Here is a 20,807-nt window from a genome sequence, read left to right on the forward strand (position 1 = left end):
CGGCGAGATCAAGCCAGGAGTCCGCGTCCCAGCCAGTCGGACGCGTCCCGCACTCCGGGCAGGGCGAAGAAGTAGCCGCCGCCGAACGGGGAGACGTAGTCGACCAGCGGCTCACCGGCCAGCCTCTTCTGCACGGTCTCGAACTGGCGGGAGAGGTCCTGCTGGTAGCAACAGAACAGCAGGCCCATGTCGAGGTTGCCGTTGGAGTCCAGGCCCCGGTCGTAGTTGTAGCCGCGGCGCAGGATGCGCTGGTCCTCGGTGGCCGGGGTGCGTGGGTTGGCCAGCCGGATGTGGCTGTCCAGCGGGATGATGTCGCCTTTGGGGTCCTGGGCGTACTGGGGGACGTCCTTCTCGTGCCGCCCGTCCAGCGGCGCGCCGGTGTCGCGGGCGCGGCCGAACATGCGCTCCTGCTCGGTGAGGGAGACCCGGTCCCAGAACTCCACCAGCATCCGGATCAGCCGTACGACCTGATAGCTGCCGCCGGTCGCCCAGCCGGGTTCGCCGCTGTCGGTGCCCACCCACACCAGTCGGTCCATCGCACGGGCGTCCCGCACGCTCGGGTTGGCAGTGCCGTCCATGAAGCCCAGGTGGTTGCGCGGGGTGCCGGAGGGACGGGGCGGGCTGACGAAGCCGTCCATCCGCCAGCGTGCCTGCATGCCGCCGCGGGTGTGCCGGGTGACGTCGCGCAGGGCGTGCAGCACGGTGTCCGTGCTCGCGGCGCACAACTGCACGCTCAGGTCGCCGTGGCACCAGGCCGCGTCCAGGTCGTCGTCCGGGAAGGACGGCATGGCGGCGAGGCGGTGCGGCTTGCGGTTCGCGAGGCCGTAGCGGTCGTCGAAGAGGGAGGCGCCGACGCCGACGGTGACGGTCAGCCCGTCGGCCGGGACGTCCGTGCCCAGGGTGCCGGAGTCGGCCGGGGGAGCGGTGATGCCGAGTGGCTCCGGGCTGCCGCCGGTGGTGAGGAATCGGGCCCGGTCGGTGAGCGCGCGCAGCAGGTCGGTCAGTTCACGGCGGTCGGCCGCGGTGGTGTCGAAGGAGACGAAGGCGGTGGCACGCTGCGCCGGGGTGGTGATCCCGGCCTGGTGGCGGCCGTGGAAGGGCACACTCGCGCTCGTCCGCTCGGCGGTGGCGGTGCCGTGGTCGGCGGCCACGAGCCCTGTGCCGGCCACGGCGGCCGCGCCCGCCAGGAAACCCCTGCGGCCCACGGTGCTCACGAGGTCCTCCGTACGTCGGTGAGGGCGGCCACGTCCGCGAGCCGCTCGACGAGTTCGCCCAGGTCCGCGTCGACCCTCTCCCGCTGGGCCAGGGTGAGGCCCGACAGCGGAGTCCAATGGCCGCCGTGGCTGAAGCCGTCGAGAGTGTGCCGGGCGCGGTCCATCCAGGAGTCGAGCCCGGCGAGGCCGCTGTCGCGGGTCTTCAGCAGCGGGCGCAGAAAGCCGAGCAGTACGCGGGTGCCGTCGAGGTTGGCGCGGGCGGTGGCCAGGTTGGTGCCGCTGCCGTAGTCGGTGCGGCCGGTCAGTTCGAACTGCACGGTGTTCTCCAGGATCTCGTGCGCGCGCAGGCCGACGTCGGCCGGGTCCATCCGCTCGTCGGGCCAGCTGTCGCGCAACGCGTGCACGGCCGCGGCGAGCCGGTCTGCCGGGCCGCGCAGACCGCTCGCCGACTCGCCGTGCCACAGCCCGTACTCAAGACGGTGGAACCCGGCGAAGTCCTTGTCGCGCACCCCGCCGGACAGTCCGGCCGTGGTCCCGTTGATCTCCGCGTCGGCGTCGCCGAAGGTGCCGTAGGCCGCGCCCATCCGCTCGTACACCAGATGCGCGGGCAGCCAGGCGGCACGGGCCGCGGCGAGGTCCCCGCGGTCGACGGCGGCACGCAGCACGTCCGTCTTCTCCGCCAGCTCGACCGTGCGGGCCCCGATCCACTTCTGGTAGGCCAGTGTGGGCGGGATGAGCTCCTGCTGGGAGACGGGGACGGCGGCCGGACCGTTCGTCACCGTCGAGCCCGTGATCCGGACGGTGGGGCCGGTGACGGCGTCCGCGTCGTCGGGCAGGCACTTGAAGGCGTACGAGCCGTTGCCGAGGGTCACCGGCATCGGCCGGACGGTACCGGGGGCGAGCCCCTCGATCTCGCCGTAGACGGCGCCGGTCCGCGGGTCGGTCAGGTACACCTCGGCCGCCGTGCCGGAGGTGTTGCTCAGGTCGAACACCTGCCGCCCGGGCTCCGGGTGGGTCCAGCCGTGGCCGCAGCCCGAGGCGGCGACGTCGACGGTGGTGTGCCGCAGACCGTCGGTCGTGGCGGGCCTGTGGGTGCCGCCACCGGAGCCTCCGGCGGCGAGCGCGCCCGCCGTCACGGCCGCTGCGGCCACCAGGGCGCCGCCCGTGAGCAGCGCGGTGCGCCGCCGGGCGGGAGTGCCGGGCGGGGGTGTGGCGGAGCGGGATTCGGCTGCGGTGTCGAGGGCGGCTTCGGGCACGCCGGGCCTCCGGGAAGTCGTACGAAATTGAGGCGGCGCAGATGAGCCTATGCAGGTCGGAGGGGCCGTGACCGCGTTCCTGGCCAGATCCTGACCAGAGGAAGAGCCAGAATTCGCACGCAGTTCATCCAGCCATCTGACGGAGTCATGACCGGAGCGGCTTCGACATTACGGTGATAACCACAGGGGTCCAGGGGGTGCAAGTATCGGATGCGTGGAGCAGGGTGTGGACAGTCGCAGGGCAAGTAGCCCGGGCTATCCATCTATTGGGGGGATTCATGATCCACATCACGCTCGGGGCGATGCGCTACGTCAACCCGGAGGAGGACCAACTGGGCCGTGACCATGTCGGCTGGGACCCGAACATGGACGACGAGGCACTGTTCCGCGCCAACCGCGGATGCTGGGTTCTGGGCGAACGGGCCGACCGGGAGAAGTACGCCCTGCTGTCCTCTCGGGGCGTCGTGCGCCAGGCGATCGAGATCGACCAGCTGGTTCCGGTGTCCGGCGGCCGCCGTGCGATCGAGGGCCGATTTCTCGGGGCCGGACACCCTGTCCACGACGCGTACGTCGGAAAGCCCCAACCCGTCGAGCCGACCCGCAACCCGGTGACGTACTTCGAGTCTGCGCACGCGGCCCGGTTGTGCGGTTGCGGCTGCGGCGCGCCGGTCACCCTGGGCTGGTTCCTGACCGGGCACGACCAGAAGGCCCTCCATGACCGCGTCGCCAAGATCGGCACGGTTCGCGAGTTCATCGACTGGTTCGACCGCATCTATGCCGAAGATGTCCGGACCATGTCGTCCAGGATCGTCTCCATCACTCCGCACGCGAACGACAAGAAGGCGTGCAGCGCGCATGGTGTCTCGGCGAAGTGCACACCCCTCATCGCCGATGTGGTGCTGAGCGACGCCGGCAGCGAGCACGTGGAATGGGCCGTCTGTGCCCGCTGGCTCCGGGAGAACCCCGACGCGGTGACCTGGTTGGAAAGCCGTCCGGAAGCCGCAGTGCTGTTGGACGCCCCCTGATCCCCTTCGGGAGCCGGAGGTGCTACTTGTCGGGGCGGGGCCCGGCACTGGCGTAATAGAGGGCCCGGGCCTGCTTGACGCGGTCCAGAGCGGTGCCGTGTGCGGCGCCGTCGACGTTCAGCGGCGGACGCAGCCGGGAAATCAGTGCCGTCTCCAGCGGGACGGGATCGGGACACTCGCTCCAGGTGAGGGTGAGGTGCCGGTGCATCCACTGGGTGAGACGCTGCTCGTCCTCGCCCAGCAGGACGACGCGGTCGGTCCAGGAGGTGCGGTAGCCCTCTGCGGACATCAGCAGTCCGGCCAGGGTGCGGCGCAGGGTGGAGCGGCCGGAGTCCCTCAGGTGGTTGGAGACGATGCGGGACCGCAGCCGCTTGGCCTTGCCCAGGTACAGAAGCCGCAGCTCGGCATCACCCGAGTTGGCGGGGCCGTTGAAGACGGCCAGTGCCTCGGGCGGTGCCCACCAGGCGTACAGGCCCGCCGTGCTCGGCAGGGCGGTGACTGCGGTGTCCAGGCTCCGTGGCGCGGAGAGCAGGTCGGCTTCGGCCTGGCGGACGATGGCGTCGTCGAGCATGGACGCACCCTAGGCCGGACCGGGCAGGTCTGTCCGGGTTTCAGGCGGCGCGGGCGTTCAGCCGGTGTGATCACACAGGCTACGGCGGGCCCTGCGCTCCACGAGTGCGGGCACATAGCTGCGAACGGCACGGTTTCCAGGAGACGCGCAGGCTGAGGCGACCGCGGCCTCGCCTTTGCCGGTCAGCGGTTCGCGCCTCTCGGCGAGGTGGACGGCTCCGGTGACACGGCAGGACATGCTGCGGGCCGTGAGGACGGTCCGCAGCATGTCGAGGGCGGTGTTCCGGTCGGTGGTGACCGGGGGTCAGCGGCCGCTTGTCACGGTCACGGGAACTGGGTGATCTTGGACGGGATGGTGTCGGTGCCGGAGGTGGGTGCGCCGGTGTCGTTGACGACGTGGGCGTACTGGCCCTTGCCGCCCAGGGAGATCACCTGGATGCTGTGCAGCTTGATGCCGGTCTTGACGGGCACCTGGAAGCCGTGGTGCTGCACGATGGACGGGTCCGAGGTGTAGTTGCAGTAGCTGCCCAGGCCCCAGGCCTCATGCACGTTGACCGTGTCGGCCACCTTGTAGGCGGCGTAGCCGACGATGCCGTCGTGGGTGATGGCGGCGGCGTTGGGGGCGTCATAGGCCTTCTCGTTCTGGAAGAAGATCGTGCGGCCCCGTTCGCCGTTCCACAGCACGTCGTACTTGTTGAAGTGTTCGACGAACAGGCCGGTGGTGAGGACGTCGTCGCCGTTCACCACCAGGCCGTAGTCGGCCCGGTTGGTCTCCCAGCCGACGCCCTGGCCGTGGTCGGCGCGCCAGATCCAGGTGTGGTCGATGACGACGTCGTCGCTGTTGACCACCACGGAGTTGGTCGCGAGCCCTGGGCCCGCGCCGCCGATGCGGATGAACACGTCCTGCATGGTGGTCGGGTTGGCGGAGTGGTCGGCTGCCGCTCCGGCGGGGCCGAGCTGGAGCAGGGTGTCGGAGCGGCTCGCGCCGGCGTCGATGAGGAATCCGGCGAGCCGAACGCCGTCGACGTCCGCCACGTGCATGGCGTCGATGCCGCCGTCGGGCACGAGCGTGGCCAGGCCCAGACCCAGCACCACGGTGTTGGAACGGGTGACGTTGATGGTCTGGTCGAGGTGATAGACGCCCGGGGTGAAGAGCAGGTTGAGGCCCTGGGCCAGCGCGGTGTTGATGGTGGCCGCCGTCGCTCCCGGCTTGACGACGTAGAACTGGCTGAGCGGCAGCGAGGTCCCGGCGTTGGCGGGCCAGGACACACCGCGGGCGTTGGTGCGCTTGGCGGGGACGAAGACCTTGTAGTCGTTGCCGTCGAGGTAGAGGAACGGCTTCTCACGCGAGACCGGAGTGGTGTCCAGCGTGGTGTACGGGCCGGTGTCGAAGTTGGTTGCGGGGGCGCCCTGGACCCCGGTGAACGTCATGTTCCACACGCCGTTGGTCCAGCCGCCGACCGAGCTGTCGCGGGTGTACCACTGCTGCTGGGAGTACGGGCCCACGGTGCCGTCGATCTTCGAGTCGGCGATGTAGCCTCCGGAGGCCCAACCGTAGCCGTTGGGGGCCAGGTTGAGGCCACCCTTGACGTGGATGCGCCGGAAGGGCGCTGCCTGGGCGACGGCCCAGCGGTCGGTGCCGTTGGACGGGGTGATCGCGAGGTTCTCCGCCGAACGCCAGAAGTTCTGCGTGGCGTTGCCGTTGAACCATCCTGCATCCACGGTGATGTCGCCGTTGATCTGGGTGTCGTCGGGGTTGAGCCCGAGTCCTGAGATCGATGTGTAGAAGCCCAGTTGGGCGTTGATGCCGTTGTAGGTGCCCGGCTTGAGGAGGAACTGGTAGCGACCGGAGCCGAACTGGGCGGACTCCTGCTGGGTGAAGACCTGGTCGAACTTCTGCTGGAGGTTGGGCGTGGAGGGGTCGACGACGATCACGTTCGGGCCCAGGTCGCCGCCGCCCTCGACCGGGTCACCGGTGCCGCCGGACGTGGTGTGGACGGCGAATTCCCACAGCGAGTAGCCGTAGACCGTCCCGCGGGCCGTCCCGAGCATGCGTACGTAGCGACCCGTGCCGCTCACGTCATAGGAGGCGCGGCCGCCGGTCGCGCCGGTGACGGTCTTGAGGGTGTTCCAGGTCTGGCCGTCGGCGGAGGCCTGGAGCTGGAAGTCCTTGCCGTACGCGGCCTCCCAGTTCAGGTCGATCCGGCAGATGTCCTGGGACGAGCCCAGATCGACGCGCAGCCATTGCGGGTCCGCGGCCTGGCTGGACCAGCGGGTGGAGTCGTTGCCGTCGAACGCCGCGGACGCCGGGGTGCCGGCGTTCTCCGTCGAGGAAGCCGAAGTGGGCTTGCCCTGCGCCGAGTTGGCGGTGGAGCAGGTGGCGGGCTGGGACGTGCCCGGGGTCCCGAACACCTGGAACTCCCAGAGCGAGTAACCCCATGGCGTGGCCCTGTGGACGCCCTGCATACGGACGTAGCGGCCCTGGCCCGAGACGGTGAGGGTGTCGGTGCCGCCGTCCCCGCCGGTGACGGTCCGAAGATCGCTCCAGGAACCGCCGTCCGGCGAGACCTGGATCTTGTAGTCCGCGGCGTAGGCCGCTTCCCAGTTGAGGACGACCTGGCTGATCGAGGCCGTGGCTCCCAGGTCGACCTGGAACCACTGGTCGTCGGTCGCGGCCGAGGACCAGCGGGTGCCCGTGTTGCCGTCAACCGCGGCGGCTGCGGGCGTTGCCGCGTTCTCCGTCGAGGACGACGTGGCTGTCCTGCCCTGGGACAGGTTGGCGTCGGCCGCTTGGGCCGACGGTGGTGCGACGACAGGAAGAGTGATCAGCGCCGCTGTACTGGCGAGCGCGGCAATGAGAGATCTGAGGCCCATGCCATGTTCCCCTGGGGGTGGATGAAGGATGGTCACGAAAGGCCGTGCTGTGAGCGTCGTGCGGTGCGGGAGGTCGTCGAACATGCAACCAAGCTGTTTCACGGCTTAGTTCACGTCTTGATTTAAATGTTGACCTCAGCGGTTCGGCAAGCCCTCGGACATCAGATTCCGTGCAAGTCGTGTACACCGCGGGCGCCCTGACCCGTCAGCGGCATTCAGTGGGTGACGCCAAGGGGCATCGCTTCCAGGTCGGGCGCCTGCGGCTTCTCCGGCGCCCGGGTTCCGTCCATCCCGGCTTGCGGCTTGCGGCTTGTGGCCCGCGGTCGTCGGACGGGCGCCCGATCGCGCTGGCACAACGGCTGGACATCGTGATCAGCCGCAGCCGCAGCCGCAGCCGCAGCCAGAATGTGATCCCCGTCGACCGTCGCGTCTCAACCGTTCACGCAGTCCACAGGCGGACCACGCCGTCACCCAGCTGCAGGAACTGCCGTGCGTCTGGGTGGTGATGTGTGGGGGAGAGGCCGGGAACTTCGCCCAGGAGTTTCCCCTCGACGGGATCCCAGATCGACAGCCCCGCGTCGCCGCAACTGAACAGGCGGCTGCCGTCGCTGAAGAAAGGCCCGGTCGGGCCTGCGATGGCGAGGAGTTCTACGGCCATCTCGTACTGGCCGGTGCGACTCGTGTCGAAGATCCGTGCCCCGGGCCGCATGACGGAGTCGTCCTCGCCGATTCCCTCCACGGCGACCCTGACGGAGTCGATCCAGGTCATGGCGCTGTTCCAGTAGTACCCCCGGTCGCACACATCGACCCGGCTCGGACCGTCCTCGGACTCCCACACGTTGGTCTCGAACCATGGGCTCAGATCCCACACGGAGGGGACGCCGATCGGATGCCATATCCAGCCGTCGTCCAGGATCCGCTTGCCATCAGGGCTCACATACAGTGCGCCGTGGAAGTAGTCGAGGTAGTGCTCCGGCAAGGGACCTTCCTCTGGAGGCACAGGAATGGACCGATCGGTCAGCAGCAAGCCGGTTTGCGGGTCCGACACGTCCAGCCGGTTCCAGTCCGTGCGGTGGATCACGACGCAGCGCCCCTGGCTCTGTCCGAACGCCAGGGAGAACGGCACGGTCTCCGTCTCGTAGCCCTCGTTCTCCAGGTCCAGCGTGACCTCGCCGGTCCGCAGGTCGATCACCTCTCCGAACCGACCGTAGTCGTTGACCACCGCGGCGAACATGCCGTCGTGGGAGGCGTGCAGGCGCCTGCGCAGCGGACGGTCGTTCCAGGGATCATGGTCGGGTTCATCCGGAACAGTCGTGGTCGCGACGGCCTCGTGGTGACCGGTTGCCATGTCCCAACGGCTGATCGTGCCGTCCTCGCCCAGCGCCAGCCACACCGGCTGCTCGCCGTCGCTCACCGCTGCCAGATCGGCGACCGCTCCCAAGCGCGATGGCACCGCCACCTCGCGGACGGCGTCATAACCACCAGTCACCGCTGACCCCCACAGCCCCCGAACACGAACCGACACCATATCCGGCCGGGTTACGGATTGTCGTGGTCAACCCAACCGGCGAAGCGGCCGACCTGCAAGATCGAGCAATGCTGTCTACGCAGCCGTGTCCCAGGATGCGGCGTTGTCCCAGAACGCCTCCAACTGGTCCACGTGAAAGTCGTACCACTGCCCGTCCGCGGGCCGAAGAACCATCTTCATGTTCTCCAACCTTTGGATCTTGTACGCGTAGTACTGAAGATAGAGCGACGCCCGGGAAGTTCCCGGCGCGATGTGTGTCCATCCGAAGCTCAGTTCCTCCGTGGTCACCCGCACCTCCAAGCGTCCACCCACCGAGGAGTGAAGCCGTTCGAGGTGCGTGAGAGTCCCACGGGTCTGCGCGGTGCGACGGGCATGGTCCGCTTGGATGCCGAGCCGGTTCTCAGCCAGCTCCTCGGCGGGCGAGGCCGGCTGAACCACAAGGATGCGCACGACACTGCCGAAGCGCAGCCGCCTCTCCAAAGCGTGAAGAATTGAGGGGACCGTGCTGGTGAGGGAGACGCCGCCCAAGTACAGGTCGCCGTCACCCTGAAGATCCTCTTCATGGGAGGGCGGAAACGTCGTGAGGAGTACGGGACTCCGCGCGGACTCCCTCGCACCGGCGAGTGCGTCCAGTCTTGCCCGGGTGACCAGGGTCCCGGTGGCCAGAAGCGCGAGCACCGCGAGCAGTGCGCCGAGGACCTTCTCCGTCGAGACGATGCCCGCGAGGTTGAGCACAGCGAGGGCGATCGAAACCGTGATCGTCAAGTAGGCGTCGAGGTTCTCTCCTCGGCGAATCTCATGTCCCGCGCGCCTGATCCACGACATGCCGATCAACGTAGTCGAGAACCTACGTCCAAGTGGCCAACTCACCGGACTGGCAAGGCGGCAGGCATAGGAGCCGATCCGGCCACGTCGATCTTCACCCCCGTGCAGGACCGCCGCCCGTGTCCCACAGTGTCCAGCGAATGGGTCTGGCGTATTTCAGAAGCGTCACGGGTCTTGTCACCAGTGCGGGTGCCGTGCCAATGTCCGGCCATGGTTACGTAACCATGGCCCGACAAAAAGGGTCCAAGTGGCTGTATACGGACCCTGGTTCATCAGTGCCTCGGCTCAGGTGACGAACCCGCACTCCGCCCTCCACGATTTCCCCGTCACTGGAGACGACATGACGAAAACCCCGACGAGGTCGAGAAGACTGGCCAGTGTGCTCCTGGCCGGATTCGGCGCGACGCTGATGTTCCTGGGTGCCGCCGCCCCCGCTCCCGCCCTCGACCGGTCGGCCGGTGAGGCGTCCACCACCTCACACGCGGCGGAGAAGCCTGCCACGAAGGGGCGTACGAGTGACTTCCGCGGGGTGAACTGGGCGGACCCGCGCGACAACTACGCCAGTGACGCCGTGGTGCCCAGCGGGCTGTCGGTGAACGACAGCTACCGCTCCGTGTACCGCACCACGCAGAAGATGGTGAGCGGCTTCAGGAAGAACCTGGGCGCCAACACGCTGCGCCTGCCGATCAACCCGGCAAGCGTGGGCACCACTTGGTGGAAGTCGTACCGCGCGACGATCGACGCGGCCACGGCCCAGGGTGACAAGGTCATCGTCAGCTACTGGGAGGCCGACTCGAGCAAGGACGGCTTCGTCGACGACACGGCGGCCTGGACGAAGATGTGGAACACGGTTGTGCGGGAGTACAAGCACAACCCGCGGGTCTACTTCGAGCCCATGAACGAGCCGCACGGCTACACCCTGGACCAGTGGGTGTCCGTCACCAGCGGCTGGCTGGCCCAGCACAAGGACGTCCCGCGCGGCCGTGTCGTGATCAGCGGCACCGGCTACAACGACAACGTCACCGGTGTCGGCGCGGCGCCCGCCCTGCGGGGAACACTGCTGTCCCTGCACTTCTACGGCTTCTGGAACAGCTACACCCAGCAGTCGGACTGGACCGCCGACCTCGAGGCCAGGATCGGCAAGTACGCCGGGCGGACGATCATCGACGAGGCCGGTTCCCCGATGACCATCGGTCTGAACTACGGCGCGTGGAACGGCAACATCTACACCTCCTACCTCGCGGCGGTCGCCAACACCGCCCGCAGCAAGGGAATGGGACTGGTGTACTGGCCGGGGCTGCGCTTCGGTGACGCCTACTCGATCGAGTCGCTGGACTCCCAGGGCAACCTGGTCGACAACAGCGCCACCGGCGTCGCACTGCTGCGCTGGGGCTACGGCTTCGGCAAGACCCCGCCCGTCAACAACCTGCCGCCGGCACCTCCCGGTGAGGTCCTGCGCGGAGTGGCTTCCAATCGCTGCGTCGACGTGCCCGGTTTCAGCACGGCCAACGGGACCCAGCTCGACCTCTGGGACTGCAACGCCGGCGGCAACCAGTCCTGGAACTGGAACGCGGACAAGCAGCTCACCGTCTACGGCAACAAGTGCATGACGGTCGGCGGCAGCGGAGCCACGGCGGGCGACCCCGTGATCATCACCGACTGCACCGGCGCGGCGGCCCAGCAGTGGAACGTGAACGCGGACCTCTCCGTGACCAGTGTCGCGAACCCGGCGCTCTGCCTGGACGCGGCCGGAGCGGGCACCGGCAACGGCACGTCGGTCGACGTCTGGTACTGCAACGGGGGCACCAACCAGCAGTGGGCCAGGAGTTGACGCCCACGCCTGTTTCCCTCGGCCACTGAACTCGGTCACTGAATTCGGGCACTGAACCCGAGTAGGGAACAGGTCCACAGATCCGAACCGTCAGCGCCGTAGTGCTTCCTCCCACGGAGAAGCCGGCGGCGCTGTGGGTTGTGCCGGCAGACCGTGGTGAGCGCCTGCCTCTCGCCCGACCCGGGCCGACGCCGTCAACTCGGGCCGACGCCGTCAACCCGGGGCGGCTGAGAAGTGCCCGCACGAATCGTCAGCGGACCCTCAGGACGTCCAGCGCCGTCAGCGCCACATGCAGCGCGGTGCGCTGTTCGCCGGACTCGAAGTCGCAGCCCAGCAGGCGCTCGATCGTGCGCAGGCGTTGGTAGAACGTCTCGCGGGACAGACCGCCGCGGCGTGCGGCGCTGGTCTTGTTGCCGGCGGCGTCCAGATAGTGGCGAAGGGTCGTCAGCAGGTCGGTGCCGTGGCGGGTGTCGTGATCGATGAGCCGGCCGAGTTGTCGTTCGGTGTAGTCCTGGATCCGGGTGTCCTGGCGGAGCGCGTACAGCAGGCGGCGCAGGCCCACGTCGGTGAGTTCGTGGAAGGAACGGCCCTGGGGGAGAGGCTGGTCGGGCGGGGTGGCCTCGGCGACGCGTGTTGCCTGGTGGAAGGAACGGGGGGCGTCGGTGAGGTCGTCGACCTCGGTGCCGACGCTCACGACGGCCTGGGGGACCAGGTCGAGCATGGCGCGGCTCAGCTGTTCGACCGTGGGCCTCCACGGATGGGACGGGCCCAGGGCGAGCAGGGCCCCCAGACGGGCGGGTGCCAGCTCTCCGACGAGTGCCGGGATTCCAGTCGTGCGCAGTTCCTGGGACAGCCGGATTTCCGGCTGCGCTGTGGTGTCCGCCGCAGGGAGGTCCACCACGACCGCGAGGAAGCGGCTGTTCTCCGTGGGCAGGCCCAGCGCGGTCAGACGGGCGAGGGCGTCCTGGGGGGAGCGGTGGCGCTGCTCGACGAGGTCGCGGAGGGCGTTGCGGTGGGCGATGCGCTCCCAGGGGGTGGAATGGATGAGGCGGGCCACGGTCAGGGCCATCGCCGTTCTCTCCAGGACGGTGATGTGCTCCGGGCCGAACGTCTTGTCGGTGGGGGCGGGCAGCATGGCCACGCGGCCCCAGCGCTCGCCCTGGTACTCGACGGGCGCGGTCAGCCAGCCTTCCGGACCGCGCAGGTCCGTGCGGTCGCCGGGAGGCGTCGCTCGGGATCGCTGCTCCCAGTCGGTGAGTGCCTCTTCCAGCGTGGTTCCGGACGGTTCGCAGATCAGCGCCTGGTGCACCATGTTCTCCAGGACGACCGTGCGGCCGCTCATGTCCGCCGCCGCGCGCACCACGTCCTCCGTTCCCGCGCCGCGCAGCGTCAGCGCGGTGAACGCCTCGTGGATCCGCTGCGTCCGGCGCATCGCCTCCGCCTGGTTGCCGAGGATGAGGGCGTGGACGACCTGGGTGACCTCCAGGAAGTTGACGTCCTTGGCGAGGGTGATCAGGGGAAGACCGCGGGCGCGGCAGGCATGGACGAGGGCGTCGGGCGGGCGGTGGTAGCGCCGTACGAGTTCGATGACCAGGGCCGCCGCTCCGATGCCGGCGAGTTCGTCGACGTACCGGCGCACGCCCGTCGTGTCGTCGGGCAGCGGCATGCCTGTGGTCAGGACGAGTTCGCCGCCCTTGAGGAAGGAAGCGGGGTCTGTCAGCTCGGTGATGTGCACCCACCGCACGGGCCGGTCGAGGTGGGTGACGCCGGTGACGACCTGGGGCTGGCCGGCGGCCAGCACGGGCAGGGCCAGGACGTCGGCGATGGTGAGGGCGTGGCCGGGCGCGCTGCTGTCCCGGTCGCCCGCGTCCAGCGCTCGCGCCGTCGGGTGGTCGTCGTTCATGAGGTCTCCCTGCGTGCCCGGTCACTGTGACAAGCCCTTGTGGCCTGCGCAAGAGGTGATCCACACCGTCCGACGGGGGAGTGAACGCCTCATTCCCGGGCCGCGCCGTTGACACAACGTCCGAACATCGCGTCCCGGCTGGACACATCACGCGTTGTCGCACTCCTGGACGGCCGGGATGCTCGGGATGCCGGAGGAAAACCGCAGGGGTCGCACAGACCACGACACAACGGCCGGGAGACGAACATGACCGCACTGTCGCCGCACCTTCGCCAGGCCACGCCCGTCGTGGCGGTCCGAGGCGAGGGCGTCCATCTCTATGGCGAGGACGGCCGCCGCTACCTCGACTTCACCGCCGGCATCGGCGTCACCAGCACCGGGCACTGCCACCCCAAGGTCGTGGCAGCGGCACAGGAGCAGGTCGGCACGCTCGTCCACGGCCAGTACACGACCGTCATGCACCAGCCCCTGCGGCGGCTCGTCGACAAGCTGGGCGAGGTTCTTCCGGCCGGTCTGGACAGCCTGTTCTTCACCAACTCCGGCAGTGAGGCCGTCGAGGCCGCACTGCGGCTGGCCCGCCAGGCCACAGGCCGTCCCAACGTCATCGTCTGTCACGGCGGCTTCCACGGCCGCACGGTGGCCGCCGCATCCATGACGACGTCCGGCACCCGCTTCCGCTCCGGCTTCTCCCCGCTGATGAGCGGTGTCGTCGTCACCCCGTTCCCGTCGGCCTACCGCTACGGCTGGGACGAGGAGACCGCGACCCGCTTCGCGCTGCAGGAGCTGGACTACACCCTCCAGACGATCTCCTCGCCCGCCGACACGGCCGCGATCATCGTCGAGCCGGTACTCGGCGAGGGCGGGTACGTCCCCGCCACCCGTGCCTTCCTCGAGGGACTGCGGGAGCGCGCGGACCGGCACGGCTTCCTGCTCATCCTCGACGAGGTGCAGACCGGCGTCGGCCGCACCGGCCGCTTCTGGGGGCACGACCACTTCGGCGTCACGCCGGACATCCTCGTCACCGCCAAGGGCCTGGCCAGCGGTTTCCCGCTGTCGGGCATCGCCGCGTCCGAGGAGCTGATGGCCAAGGCGTGGCCCGGTTCGCAGGGCGGCACGTACGGCGCGAACGCCGTCGCCTGCGCCGCGGCCTGCGCCACCCTGGACGTCGTACGCGACGAGAAGCTCGTCGAGAACGCCGAGGCGATGGGTGAGCGGCTGCGCGCCGGCCTGCAAACGGTGGCCGACCGGACCCCGGGCATCGGCGACGTCCGCGGCCTCGGCCTCATGCTGGCCACCGAGTTCGTCACCGAGGACGGTGGCCCCGACCCGGAGACCGCCGCCCGCGTCCAGCGCGCCGCCGTCGACGAGGGCCTGCTCCTGCTGCTGTGCGGGGCCTGGAACCAGGTCGTCCGCATGATCCCGGCCCTCGTCATCGACGAGTCGGCGGTGGACGAGGGGCTCCGGGCGTGGGCGAGCGCGGTCGAGGCCGGCACATCGGGAGCGGCACGGCGATGACGGACACGACCACGGCCCTGGAGTCGCTGGCCGCACGGCTCACCGAGACCGCTCCCGGCCTGCGGGTGGAGACCGGCCCCGGCTCCACCGGCCCCTACGCCTACGACGCCTCCAACTACCGGGTCCCCCCACGGGCCGTGGTCTTCCCCCGCAGCGCCGACGACGTCGTCGCGGTGCTGCGGGCCTGCCGGGACACCGGCATCCCCGTCACCGCGCGCGGCGGCGGCACCAGCATGGCCGGCAACGCCGTCGGACCCGGTGTCGTCCTGGACCTCTCCCGGTATCTGAACCGGATCCTGGACATCGACCCGGTGGCCCGCACCGCGCGCGTGGAGGCGGGGGTGATCCTGGACGCGCTGCGTTCCGCGACCGCCATGCACGGGCTCACCTTCGGCCCCGACCCCTCCTCGCACAGCCGATGCACCCTCGGCGGAATGATCGGCAACGACGCGTGCGGCAACCGGTCCGTGCGGCACGGGCGCACCAGCTCGCACATCGAGGCGCTGGAGATCGTTACGGCCGACGGCGTGAGGGCCGTCGCCGACCGCACCGGCCTGCACCCGGTGGACCCTGCGGACGCGGACCAGGTGGCCCGCCTCGAAGCGGACGTACGACGCCTGATCGGCGAAAACCTGGAGCCGATCAGGACCGAGCTGGGCCAGATCCCCCGTCAGGTCTCCGGCTACCAACTGCACCACCTGCTGCCCGAGCGCGGCTTCGACATGGCCCGCGCCCTGGTCGGCACCGAGGGCTCCTGTGCGGTCGTCACCGCCGCGACGGTCCGCCTGGTGGCGACCGCACAGGCTTCGGCACTGCTCACTCTCGGCTACGACGACGTCGTCGACGCGGCCGAGGACGTGCCGGAGATCCTGCGCTGGAACCCCACCGCCGTGGAGGGCATGGACGAGGCGATCGTCGCCACCATGCGCGCACGGCGGGGCCCCGACTCCGTCACCGGCCTCCCTCAGGGACGCGCCTGGTTGTACGTCGAGCTGGACGGCGACGACCAGGCCACGGTCGACACACGCGCGACCGAGCTCCTCGACGTGCTCACGGCACAGGGCCGGACGACCGGCGGGCGGGTCGTGGAGAGCGCGGCCGAACGGCGCTCCCTGTGGCGGGTCCGCGAGGACGGGGCCGGCCTGGCCGCCCGCCTCGTCGACGGCGGAGAGTCGTGGCCGGGCTGGGAGGACTCGGCGGTCGCGCCCGAGAACCTCGCCGGCTACCTGCGGGACTTCCGCAAGCTGCTGGCCGACCACGGGCTGACGGGCGTGATGTACGGGCACTTCGGCGCGGGATGCGTCCACGTGCGCATCGACTTCGACCTCGCCACGGACGCCGGCCGGGCAGCCGCCCGTAGCTTCCTGCACGAGGCCGCCGCCCTGGTCGTCGCGCATGGCGGGACCCTGTCCGGCGAACACGGTGACGGGCGGGCGCGCGGTGAGCTGCTGGAGGTCATGTACAGCCACCGGCTGATCCGGGTGTTCGCCGACTTCAAGGAGGTCTTCGATCCCGAGGGTTTGTTGAACCCGGGGGTCATCGTGGCTCCGGCCCCGCTCGACGCCGATCTCGCGCTGCACCAGATCCAGCCCCTGGCGACGGAGTTCACCTTCCCGCACGACGAGGACGGCTTCGCGGGCGCGGTACGCCGCTGCGTCGGTGTCGGCCGCTGCCGCAGCGACGCGGGCGGTGTGATGTGTCCCAGCTACCGGGCCACGGGCGCGGAGAGCGACTCCACGCGCGGCCGGGCCCGCCTGCTCCAGGAGATGGTGCGCGGCGAGCTCGTGCAGGACGGCTGGCGCTCCACCGAGGTGCGCGACGCCCTCGACCTGTGCCTGTCCTGCAAGGCCTGCTCCAGCGACTGCCCGGTCGGCGTCGACATGGCCACGTACAAGGCGGAGTTCCTGCACCACCACTACAAGGGCAGGCTCCGCCCCCGTTCCCACTACTCGCTCGGCTGGCTGCCCCTGACCTCCGCACTCGTCGGACACGTCGCCCGCCCGGTCAACGCACTGCTGCGCGGCCCGCTCGGCAAGCTGCTCGCCCGCCTCGGAGGCGTGACCACCAGGCGCCGCATCCCGGCCTTCGCCTCCCGACAGGCGTTGCGCCGCGCCCTGCGCACGGCGAGGAGCGGTGAACCGGCGAGGACCGTACTGTTCGTGGACAGCTTCACCCGCGCTTTCCGCCCCGACGTGGCGGGATCGGTGAGCCGTGTCCTCGCCGACGCCGGCCTCCCCTGCACGACCGAGGACGGCCTGTGCTGCGGCCTGACCTGGGTCAGCACCGGCCAGCTGTCCGTCGCGCGCCGCGTCATGGCCCGTACCGTCGCCCGCCTGGACAACGGTGACGACCGGCCCGTCGTCGTGGCCGAGCCCAGCTGCGCGGCCGCCTTGAAGCGGGACGTGCCCGAACTCCTCGGCACCGACGCCGCCCGGCGCGTCGCGGCCAGGGTCCACACCCTCACCGGGGCCCTCACCGACCTCGCCGTGCCCGGCTGGACGCCTCCCGAGCTGCCGGACGACGTCGTACTCCAGACCCACTGCCACGAGTACGCCGGCTTCAAGGGCCGCCACCCCCGCGACCTGCTGCGCCGCCTCGGCGTGACGAACGTCGACGAGGCCGAGGGCTGCTGCGGACTCGCCGGCAACTTCGGTTTCGAGGCAGAGCACTACGACACCTCGATGGCCGTCGCCGACCTGGCGCTGAAGCCGCGCCTCGACGCCATCGACCAGGACGCGCCCGCCGTGGTCGTGGCGGACGGCTTCAGCTGTGCCACCCAGATCGACCACCTCGCCGGTGACCGGGGCATCCGCGCCCTGCACCTGGCCGAACTGCTCGACCCCGCCGCCGACCGGCCCGGACAGCCAGGAGAGAACTCATGACCGACACACCCACGCAACTGTTCATCGGCGGCGTCTGGGTGGACGCCGCGGACGGCGCCACCATGCCCGTGGACGACCCCGCCACCGGTGAGGTCCTGTGCCATGTCGCCGACGCCGGCGCCAAGGACGCGAAGCTCGCCGAGGAAGCGGCCGTGCAGGCGCAGGAGGAGTGGGCGCGTACGGCACCCCGCGTGCGCAGCGAGATCCTGCGCCGCGCCTACGAGATCATTGTCGAGCGCACCGACGAGCTCGCCCACCTGATGACGTCCGAGATGGGCAAGCCGCTGGCCGAGGCCAGGGGAGAGGTGGCGTACGCGGCCGAGTTCTTCCGCTGGTTCTCCGAGGAGGCCGTCCGTATCGACGGCGGCTACGGCACCCTGCCCGACGGCCGCAACCGGATGCTGCTCTCCCGCCGCCCGGTCGGACCCTGTCTGCTGATCACCCCGTGGAACTTCCCGCTGGCCATGGGCACCCGCAAGATCGGCCCGGCGGTCGCGGCCGGCTGCACGATGGTGCTCAAGCCGGCCCCGCAGACCCCCCTCTCCAGCCTGGCGCTCGCCGCGATCCTCAAGGAGGCCGGGCTGCCCGACGGCGTGCTGAACGTCGTCACGACCTCCCGTGCGGGGGAGGTCTGCGAACCGCTCCTGCGCGGCGGGCGGATTCGCAAGCTCTCCTTCACCGGCTCCACGGCCGTCGGGCAGCTGCTGCTCGCCCAGAGCGCGGAGGCGGTCGTACGGACCTCGATGGAGCTGGGCGGCAACGCGCCGTTCATCGTCTTCGAGGACGCCGACCTGGACAAGGCCGTGGACGGCGCGATGGTCGCCAAGATGCGCAACATGGGCGAGGCGTGCACCGCCGCCAACCGCTTCTTCGTGCACCGCTCGGTGGCGGAGGAGTTCGGGCGGCGCCTGGCCGAACGCATGGGCGCGCTCGTCGTGGGCCCCGGCACGCGGGACGGCGTCGACGTCGGCCCGCTGATCGACAGGACCGGGCGTGCCAAGGTGGAGGCGCTGGTCGCCGACGCGGTGGAGCGCGGTGCCCGCGTCCTCGTCGGTGGCCGTACGCCGGAGGGTCCGGGCTGCTTCTACCCGCCGACCGTGCTCACGGACGTGTCCCCGGAGAGCCGCCTCATGGACACGGAGATCTTCGGTCCCGTCGCCGCGATCCTCACCTTCGACGACGAGGACGAGGTGCTCCGGCGGGCCAACGACACCCCCTGGGGCCTGGTCGGCTACGTCTTCACCGAGGGCCTGGACCGCGCCCTGCGCGTCAGCGAACGCCTGGAGGCCGGCATGGTCGGCCTCAACACCGGCCTCGTCTCCAACCCGGCCGCGCCCTTCGGCGGCGTCAAGCAGTCCGGGCTGGGCCGCGAGGGCGGCCGGGTCGGCATCGACGAGTTCCTGGAGTACCAGTACCTCGCGGTGCCGGTGGGGTGACGGCGGGCCCCTGCTCGGCCCTGGCCTCGGTGCCGCCCTGGCCTCGTCAGCCCAGGTGGCGCGCGGTGATCTCCGCTGCGGTGTCGGTCACGAGCTTCCCCAGCTCGTCGAGCCGGTCCGGCTCGAAGCGTGAGTCGGGCAGGGAGACGGCCACGGCCGCCAACGGGATGCCCTCGCCGTCCAGCACGGGCGCCGCGATGGCGCAGACACCCTGCAGGTACTGGTTGTGGTTGACCGCGTAGCCACGCCTTCTGACGCGGTCGAGTTCCGTGCGCAGCTTCTCCGGGTCGGTGATGGTCTCCTCGCCGTACCCCTCCAGCGTGCCCGCGGCGACCTCGTCGACCTCGGACGCCGGCAGGTGGGCGAGGACCGCGTGGCCGGCGGCGGTGGCGTGCAGCGGTGTGGTGTCGCCGATCGTGTGGAAGGTGCGGACGGGGTGGTCGCAGTCGACGCGGTCGACGACGACCATGCCGTCGAGGGCGTCCGGCACGGACAGGTGGATGGTCTCGTTCACTGCGTCGCGCAGGCGAACCATGGGTTCCCGGGCGGCGGCGAAGAGGCTGGAGCCCTGGAGGGCGGCGGGTCGTACGGCCAGGACGCGGGCGCCGATCTCCCAGCGGGTGGTGTCCCTGCGGTTGGCGCGCAGCCAGCCGGCCTCGGCCAGTGTGACCAGCGTGCGCTGCACCGTGGACTTCGGGAGGCCGAACAGTTTCGTCAACTCCCCGACGGTGACGGGCTGATGCTGGGCGACCGCCTCCAGGACCCGCAGTGACCTGGTGACGCTCTTCATTTCCATCGGGTGGCCCCCTCGGTTCGGTGGACTCGTCGTCCCCGCTTCTTGACTCCGCTCGAAGCCGCAGACATCGGTGTGCCGGAATCTAGCATGCCGTTCCACAATACGGCATACGCTATGACTGGGCGGACGCACCGAGGGCCGGCTCTCGCGGCGATGCGTGTGAGCCGGCCCTCGGTGGTGGCGGATCCGGAGGTGCCCCGCGCCTCAGGCGCCCAGGCGCCGCTGGGTGATCTCCGCGGCCGTGTCGGCGACGAGGCGACCCCACTTGGGGGCCTGTTGTGCGTCGAACCGGGAGTCGGGCATGGAGATGGCCACGGCGGCCAGCGGTGTGCCGTCCTCGTCGAGGATGGCGGCGGCCAGGGCGCAGACGCCCGGCCGGAACTGATTGCGGTTGACCGCGTAGCCGTCGGTCCGGACCCGGTCCAGTTCGGCGCGCAGCCCGGCGGGGTCGACGGGGGTCGTGTCGCTGAAGCGCTCCAGTCCCGCCGTGATGAGTTCCTCGACGTCCCGTCTCGGCAGGTGGGCGAGCACGGCGCGCCCGACGGCGGTCGCGTGCAGGGGTGAGATGTCGCCGATCGTGTGGAAGGTGCGGACGGGGTGGTCGCAGTCGACGCGGTCGACGACGACCATGCCGTCGAGGGCGTCCGGCACGGACAGGTGGATGGTCTCGTTCACTGCGTCGCGCAGGCGAACCATGGGTTCCCGGGCGGCGGCGAAGAGGCTGGAGCCCTGGAGGGCGGCGGGTCGTACGGCCAGGACGCGGGCGCCGATCTCCCAGCGGGTGGTGTCCCTGCGGTTGGCGCGCAGCCAGCCGGCCTCGGCCAGTGTGACCAGCGTGCGCTGCACCGTGGACTTCGGGAGGCCGAACAGTTTCGTCAACTCCCCGACGGTGACGGGCTGATGCTGGGCGACCGCCTCCAGGACCCGCAGCGATCTGGTGACGCTCTTCATTTCCATCCGGTTTCCCCCTGTTAATCCCTGAAATTTCTGCTGGACACCCTCTTGACTCCCTCTGAAGCCACTGCCATTCTCTGTGCCAGATTCTAGCACAGCATTCCACAATGTGGCACGGCCCTTCGAAGGGTTCCGACGAAGCGAGCCGGACTGCGAGAAGCGGCGGTGTGAGCCGCAGGCCCCACGACAGGGCACGGC

General features: G+C 70.2%; 14 protein-coding genes. 5 read left to right on the forward strand and 9 right to left on the reverse strand.

Annotated features, from left to right (window positions below; translation table 11 throughout):
- Window positions 1–8 precede the first annotated feature (8 nt).
- Both efeB and IOD14_RS19360 read right to left on the reverse strand, forming a co-directional pair.
- A complete protein-coding gene (gene efeB / locus IOD14_RS19355) occupies window positions 9–1,214 on the reverse strand; it encodes an iron uptake transporter deferrochelatase/peroxidase subunit (RefSeq protein ID WP_174269338.1) in 1,206 nt (401 codons plus the stop codon).
- On the reverse strand, window positions 1,211–2,386 hold the full coding sequence (locus IOD14_RS19360) for an EfeM/EfeO family lipoprotein (protein WP_212673318.1): 1,176 nt from the start codon (window positions 2,384–2,386) through the stop codon (window positions 1,211–1,213). The genes efeB and IOD14_RS19360 overlap by 4 nt, the downstream gene beginning before the upstream one ends.
- 362 nt (window positions 2,387–2,748) lie before the next feature.
- Between IOD14_RS19360 and IOD14_RS19365 the strand changes: the two genes are divergently transcribed.
- Window positions 2,749–3,495 carry a hypothetical protein gene (locus IOD14_RS19365; protein WP_212670901.1) on the forward strand — a complete coding sequence of 249 codons (747 nt, stop codon included), beginning with the start codon at window positions 2,749–2,751 and terminating at the stop codon, window positions 3,493–3,495.
- A gap of 22 nt (window positions 3,496–3,517) precedes the next feature.
- On the opposite strand, the gene IOD14_RS19370 is transcribed toward IOD14_RS19365, so the two are convergent.
- The 4 genes from IOD14_RS19370 to IOD14_RS19385 all read right to left on the reverse strand — a co-directional run bounded on the left by IOD14_RS19370 (window position 3,518) and on the right by IOD14_RS19385 (window position 9,292).
- Window positions 3,518–4,066 carry a GIY-YIG nuclease family protein gene (locus tag IOD14_RS19370; protein ID WP_123993230.1) on the reverse strand — a complete coding sequence of 183 codons (549 nt, stop codon included), beginning with the start codon at window positions 4,064–4,066 and terminating at the stop codon, window positions 3,518–3,520.
- Window positions 4,067–4,389: 323 nt separating this feature from the next.
- Window positions 4,390–6,939, reverse strand: a complete 2,550-nt coding sequence (locus IOD14_RS19375) for a discoidin domain-containing protein (protein WP_123993228.1) — start codon at window positions 6,937–6,939, stop codon at window positions 4,390–4,392.
- Window positions 6,940–7,378: 439 nt separating this feature from the next.
- Window positions 7,379–8,392: a hypothetical protein gene (locus tag IOD14_RS19380; protein ID WP_249125964.1), complete on the reverse strand. Its 1,014-nt coding sequence runs from the start codon at window positions 8,390–8,392 to the stop codon at window positions 7,379–7,381.
- A 150-nt stretch (window positions 8,393–8,542) separates the two neighbouring features.
- Window positions 8,543–9,292 (reverse strand): hypothetical protein, encoded by a 750-nt coding sequence (locus IOD14_RS19385; protein WP_212670903.1) that lies wholly within the window; start codon window positions 9,290–9,292, stop codon window positions 8,543–8,545.
- A gap of 340 nt (window positions 9,293–9,632) precedes the next feature.
- On the opposite strand from IOD14_RS19385, the gene IOD14_RS19390 reads away from it, so the two are divergent.
- Complete coding sequence (locus IOD14_RS19390; RefSeq protein ID WP_212670904.1) at window positions 9,633–11,123, forward strand: ricin-type beta-trefoil lectin domain protein; 1,491 nt, start codon at window positions 9,633–9,635, stop codon at window positions 11,121–11,123.
- Window positions 11,124–11,373: 250 nt separating this feature from the next.
- Here IOD14_RS19390 and IOD14_RS19395 read toward each other — a convergent pair whose 3' ends face one another.
- Entirely contained in the window at window positions 11,374–13,026 is a 1,653-nt protein-coding gene (locus IOD14_RS19395) for a PucR family transcriptional regulator ligand-binding domain-containing protein (protein ID WP_123993225.1), read from the reverse strand.
- A gap of 246 nt (window positions 13,027–13,272) precedes the next feature.
- On the opposite strand from IOD14_RS19395, the gene IOD14_RS19400 reads away from it, so the two are divergent.
- The 3 genes from IOD14_RS19400 to IOD14_RS19410 are packed head-to-tail and all read left to right on the forward strand — an operon-like array spanning window position 13,273 to window position 18,859.
- The gene (locus IOD14_RS19400) at window positions 13,273–14,541 is read left to right on the forward strand and encodes an aminotransferase class III-fold pyridoxal phosphate-dependent enzyme (protein ID WP_212670905.1); all 1,269 of its coding nucleotides are present in this window, start codon (window positions 13,273–13,275) and stop codon (window positions 14,539–14,541) included.
- The gene (locus IOD14_RS19405; protein WP_212670906.1) at window positions 14,538–17,423 is read left to right on the forward strand and encodes an FAD-binding and (Fe-S)-binding domain-containing protein; all 2,886 of its coding nucleotides are present in this window, start codon (window positions 14,538–14,540) and stop codon (window positions 17,421–17,423) included. The genes IOD14_RS19400 and IOD14_RS19405 overlap by 4 nt, the downstream gene beginning before the upstream one ends.
- Window positions 17,420–18,859 carry an NAD-dependent succinate-semialdehyde dehydrogenase gene (locus tag IOD14_RS19410; protein WP_123993222.1) on the forward strand — a complete coding sequence of 480 codons (1,440 nt, stop codon included), beginning with the start codon at window positions 17,420–17,422 and terminating at the stop codon, window positions 18,857–18,859. The genes IOD14_RS19405 and IOD14_RS19410 overlap by 4 nt, the downstream gene beginning before the upstream one ends.
- A gap of 46 nt (window positions 18,860–18,905) precedes the next feature.
- On the opposite strand, the gene IOD14_RS19415 is transcribed toward IOD14_RS19410, so the two are convergent.
- Together IOD14_RS19415 and IOD14_RS19420 are read right to left on the reverse strand one after the other, a co-directional pair.
- Window positions 18,906–19,649 (reverse strand): IclR family transcriptional regulator, encoded by a 744-nt coding sequence (locus IOD14_RS19415; protein ID WP_212673319.1) that lies wholly within the window; start codon window positions 19,647–19,649, stop codon window positions 18,906–18,908.
- A 210-nt stretch (window positions 19,650–19,859) separates the two neighbouring features.
- The gene (locus IOD14_RS19420) at window positions 19,860–20,606 is read right to left on the reverse strand and encodes an IclR family transcriptional regulator (RefSeq protein ID WP_123994807.1); all 747 of its coding nucleotides are present in this window, start codon (window positions 20,604–20,606) and stop codon (window positions 19,860–19,862) included.
- Window positions 20,607–20,807: the final 201 nt, after the last annotated feature.

This window comes from Streptomyces sp. A2-16 (genome assembly GCF_018128905.1).
Taxonomy (GTDB): domain Bacteria; phylum Actinomycetota; class Actinomycetes; order Streptomycetales; family Streptomycetaceae; genus Streptomyces.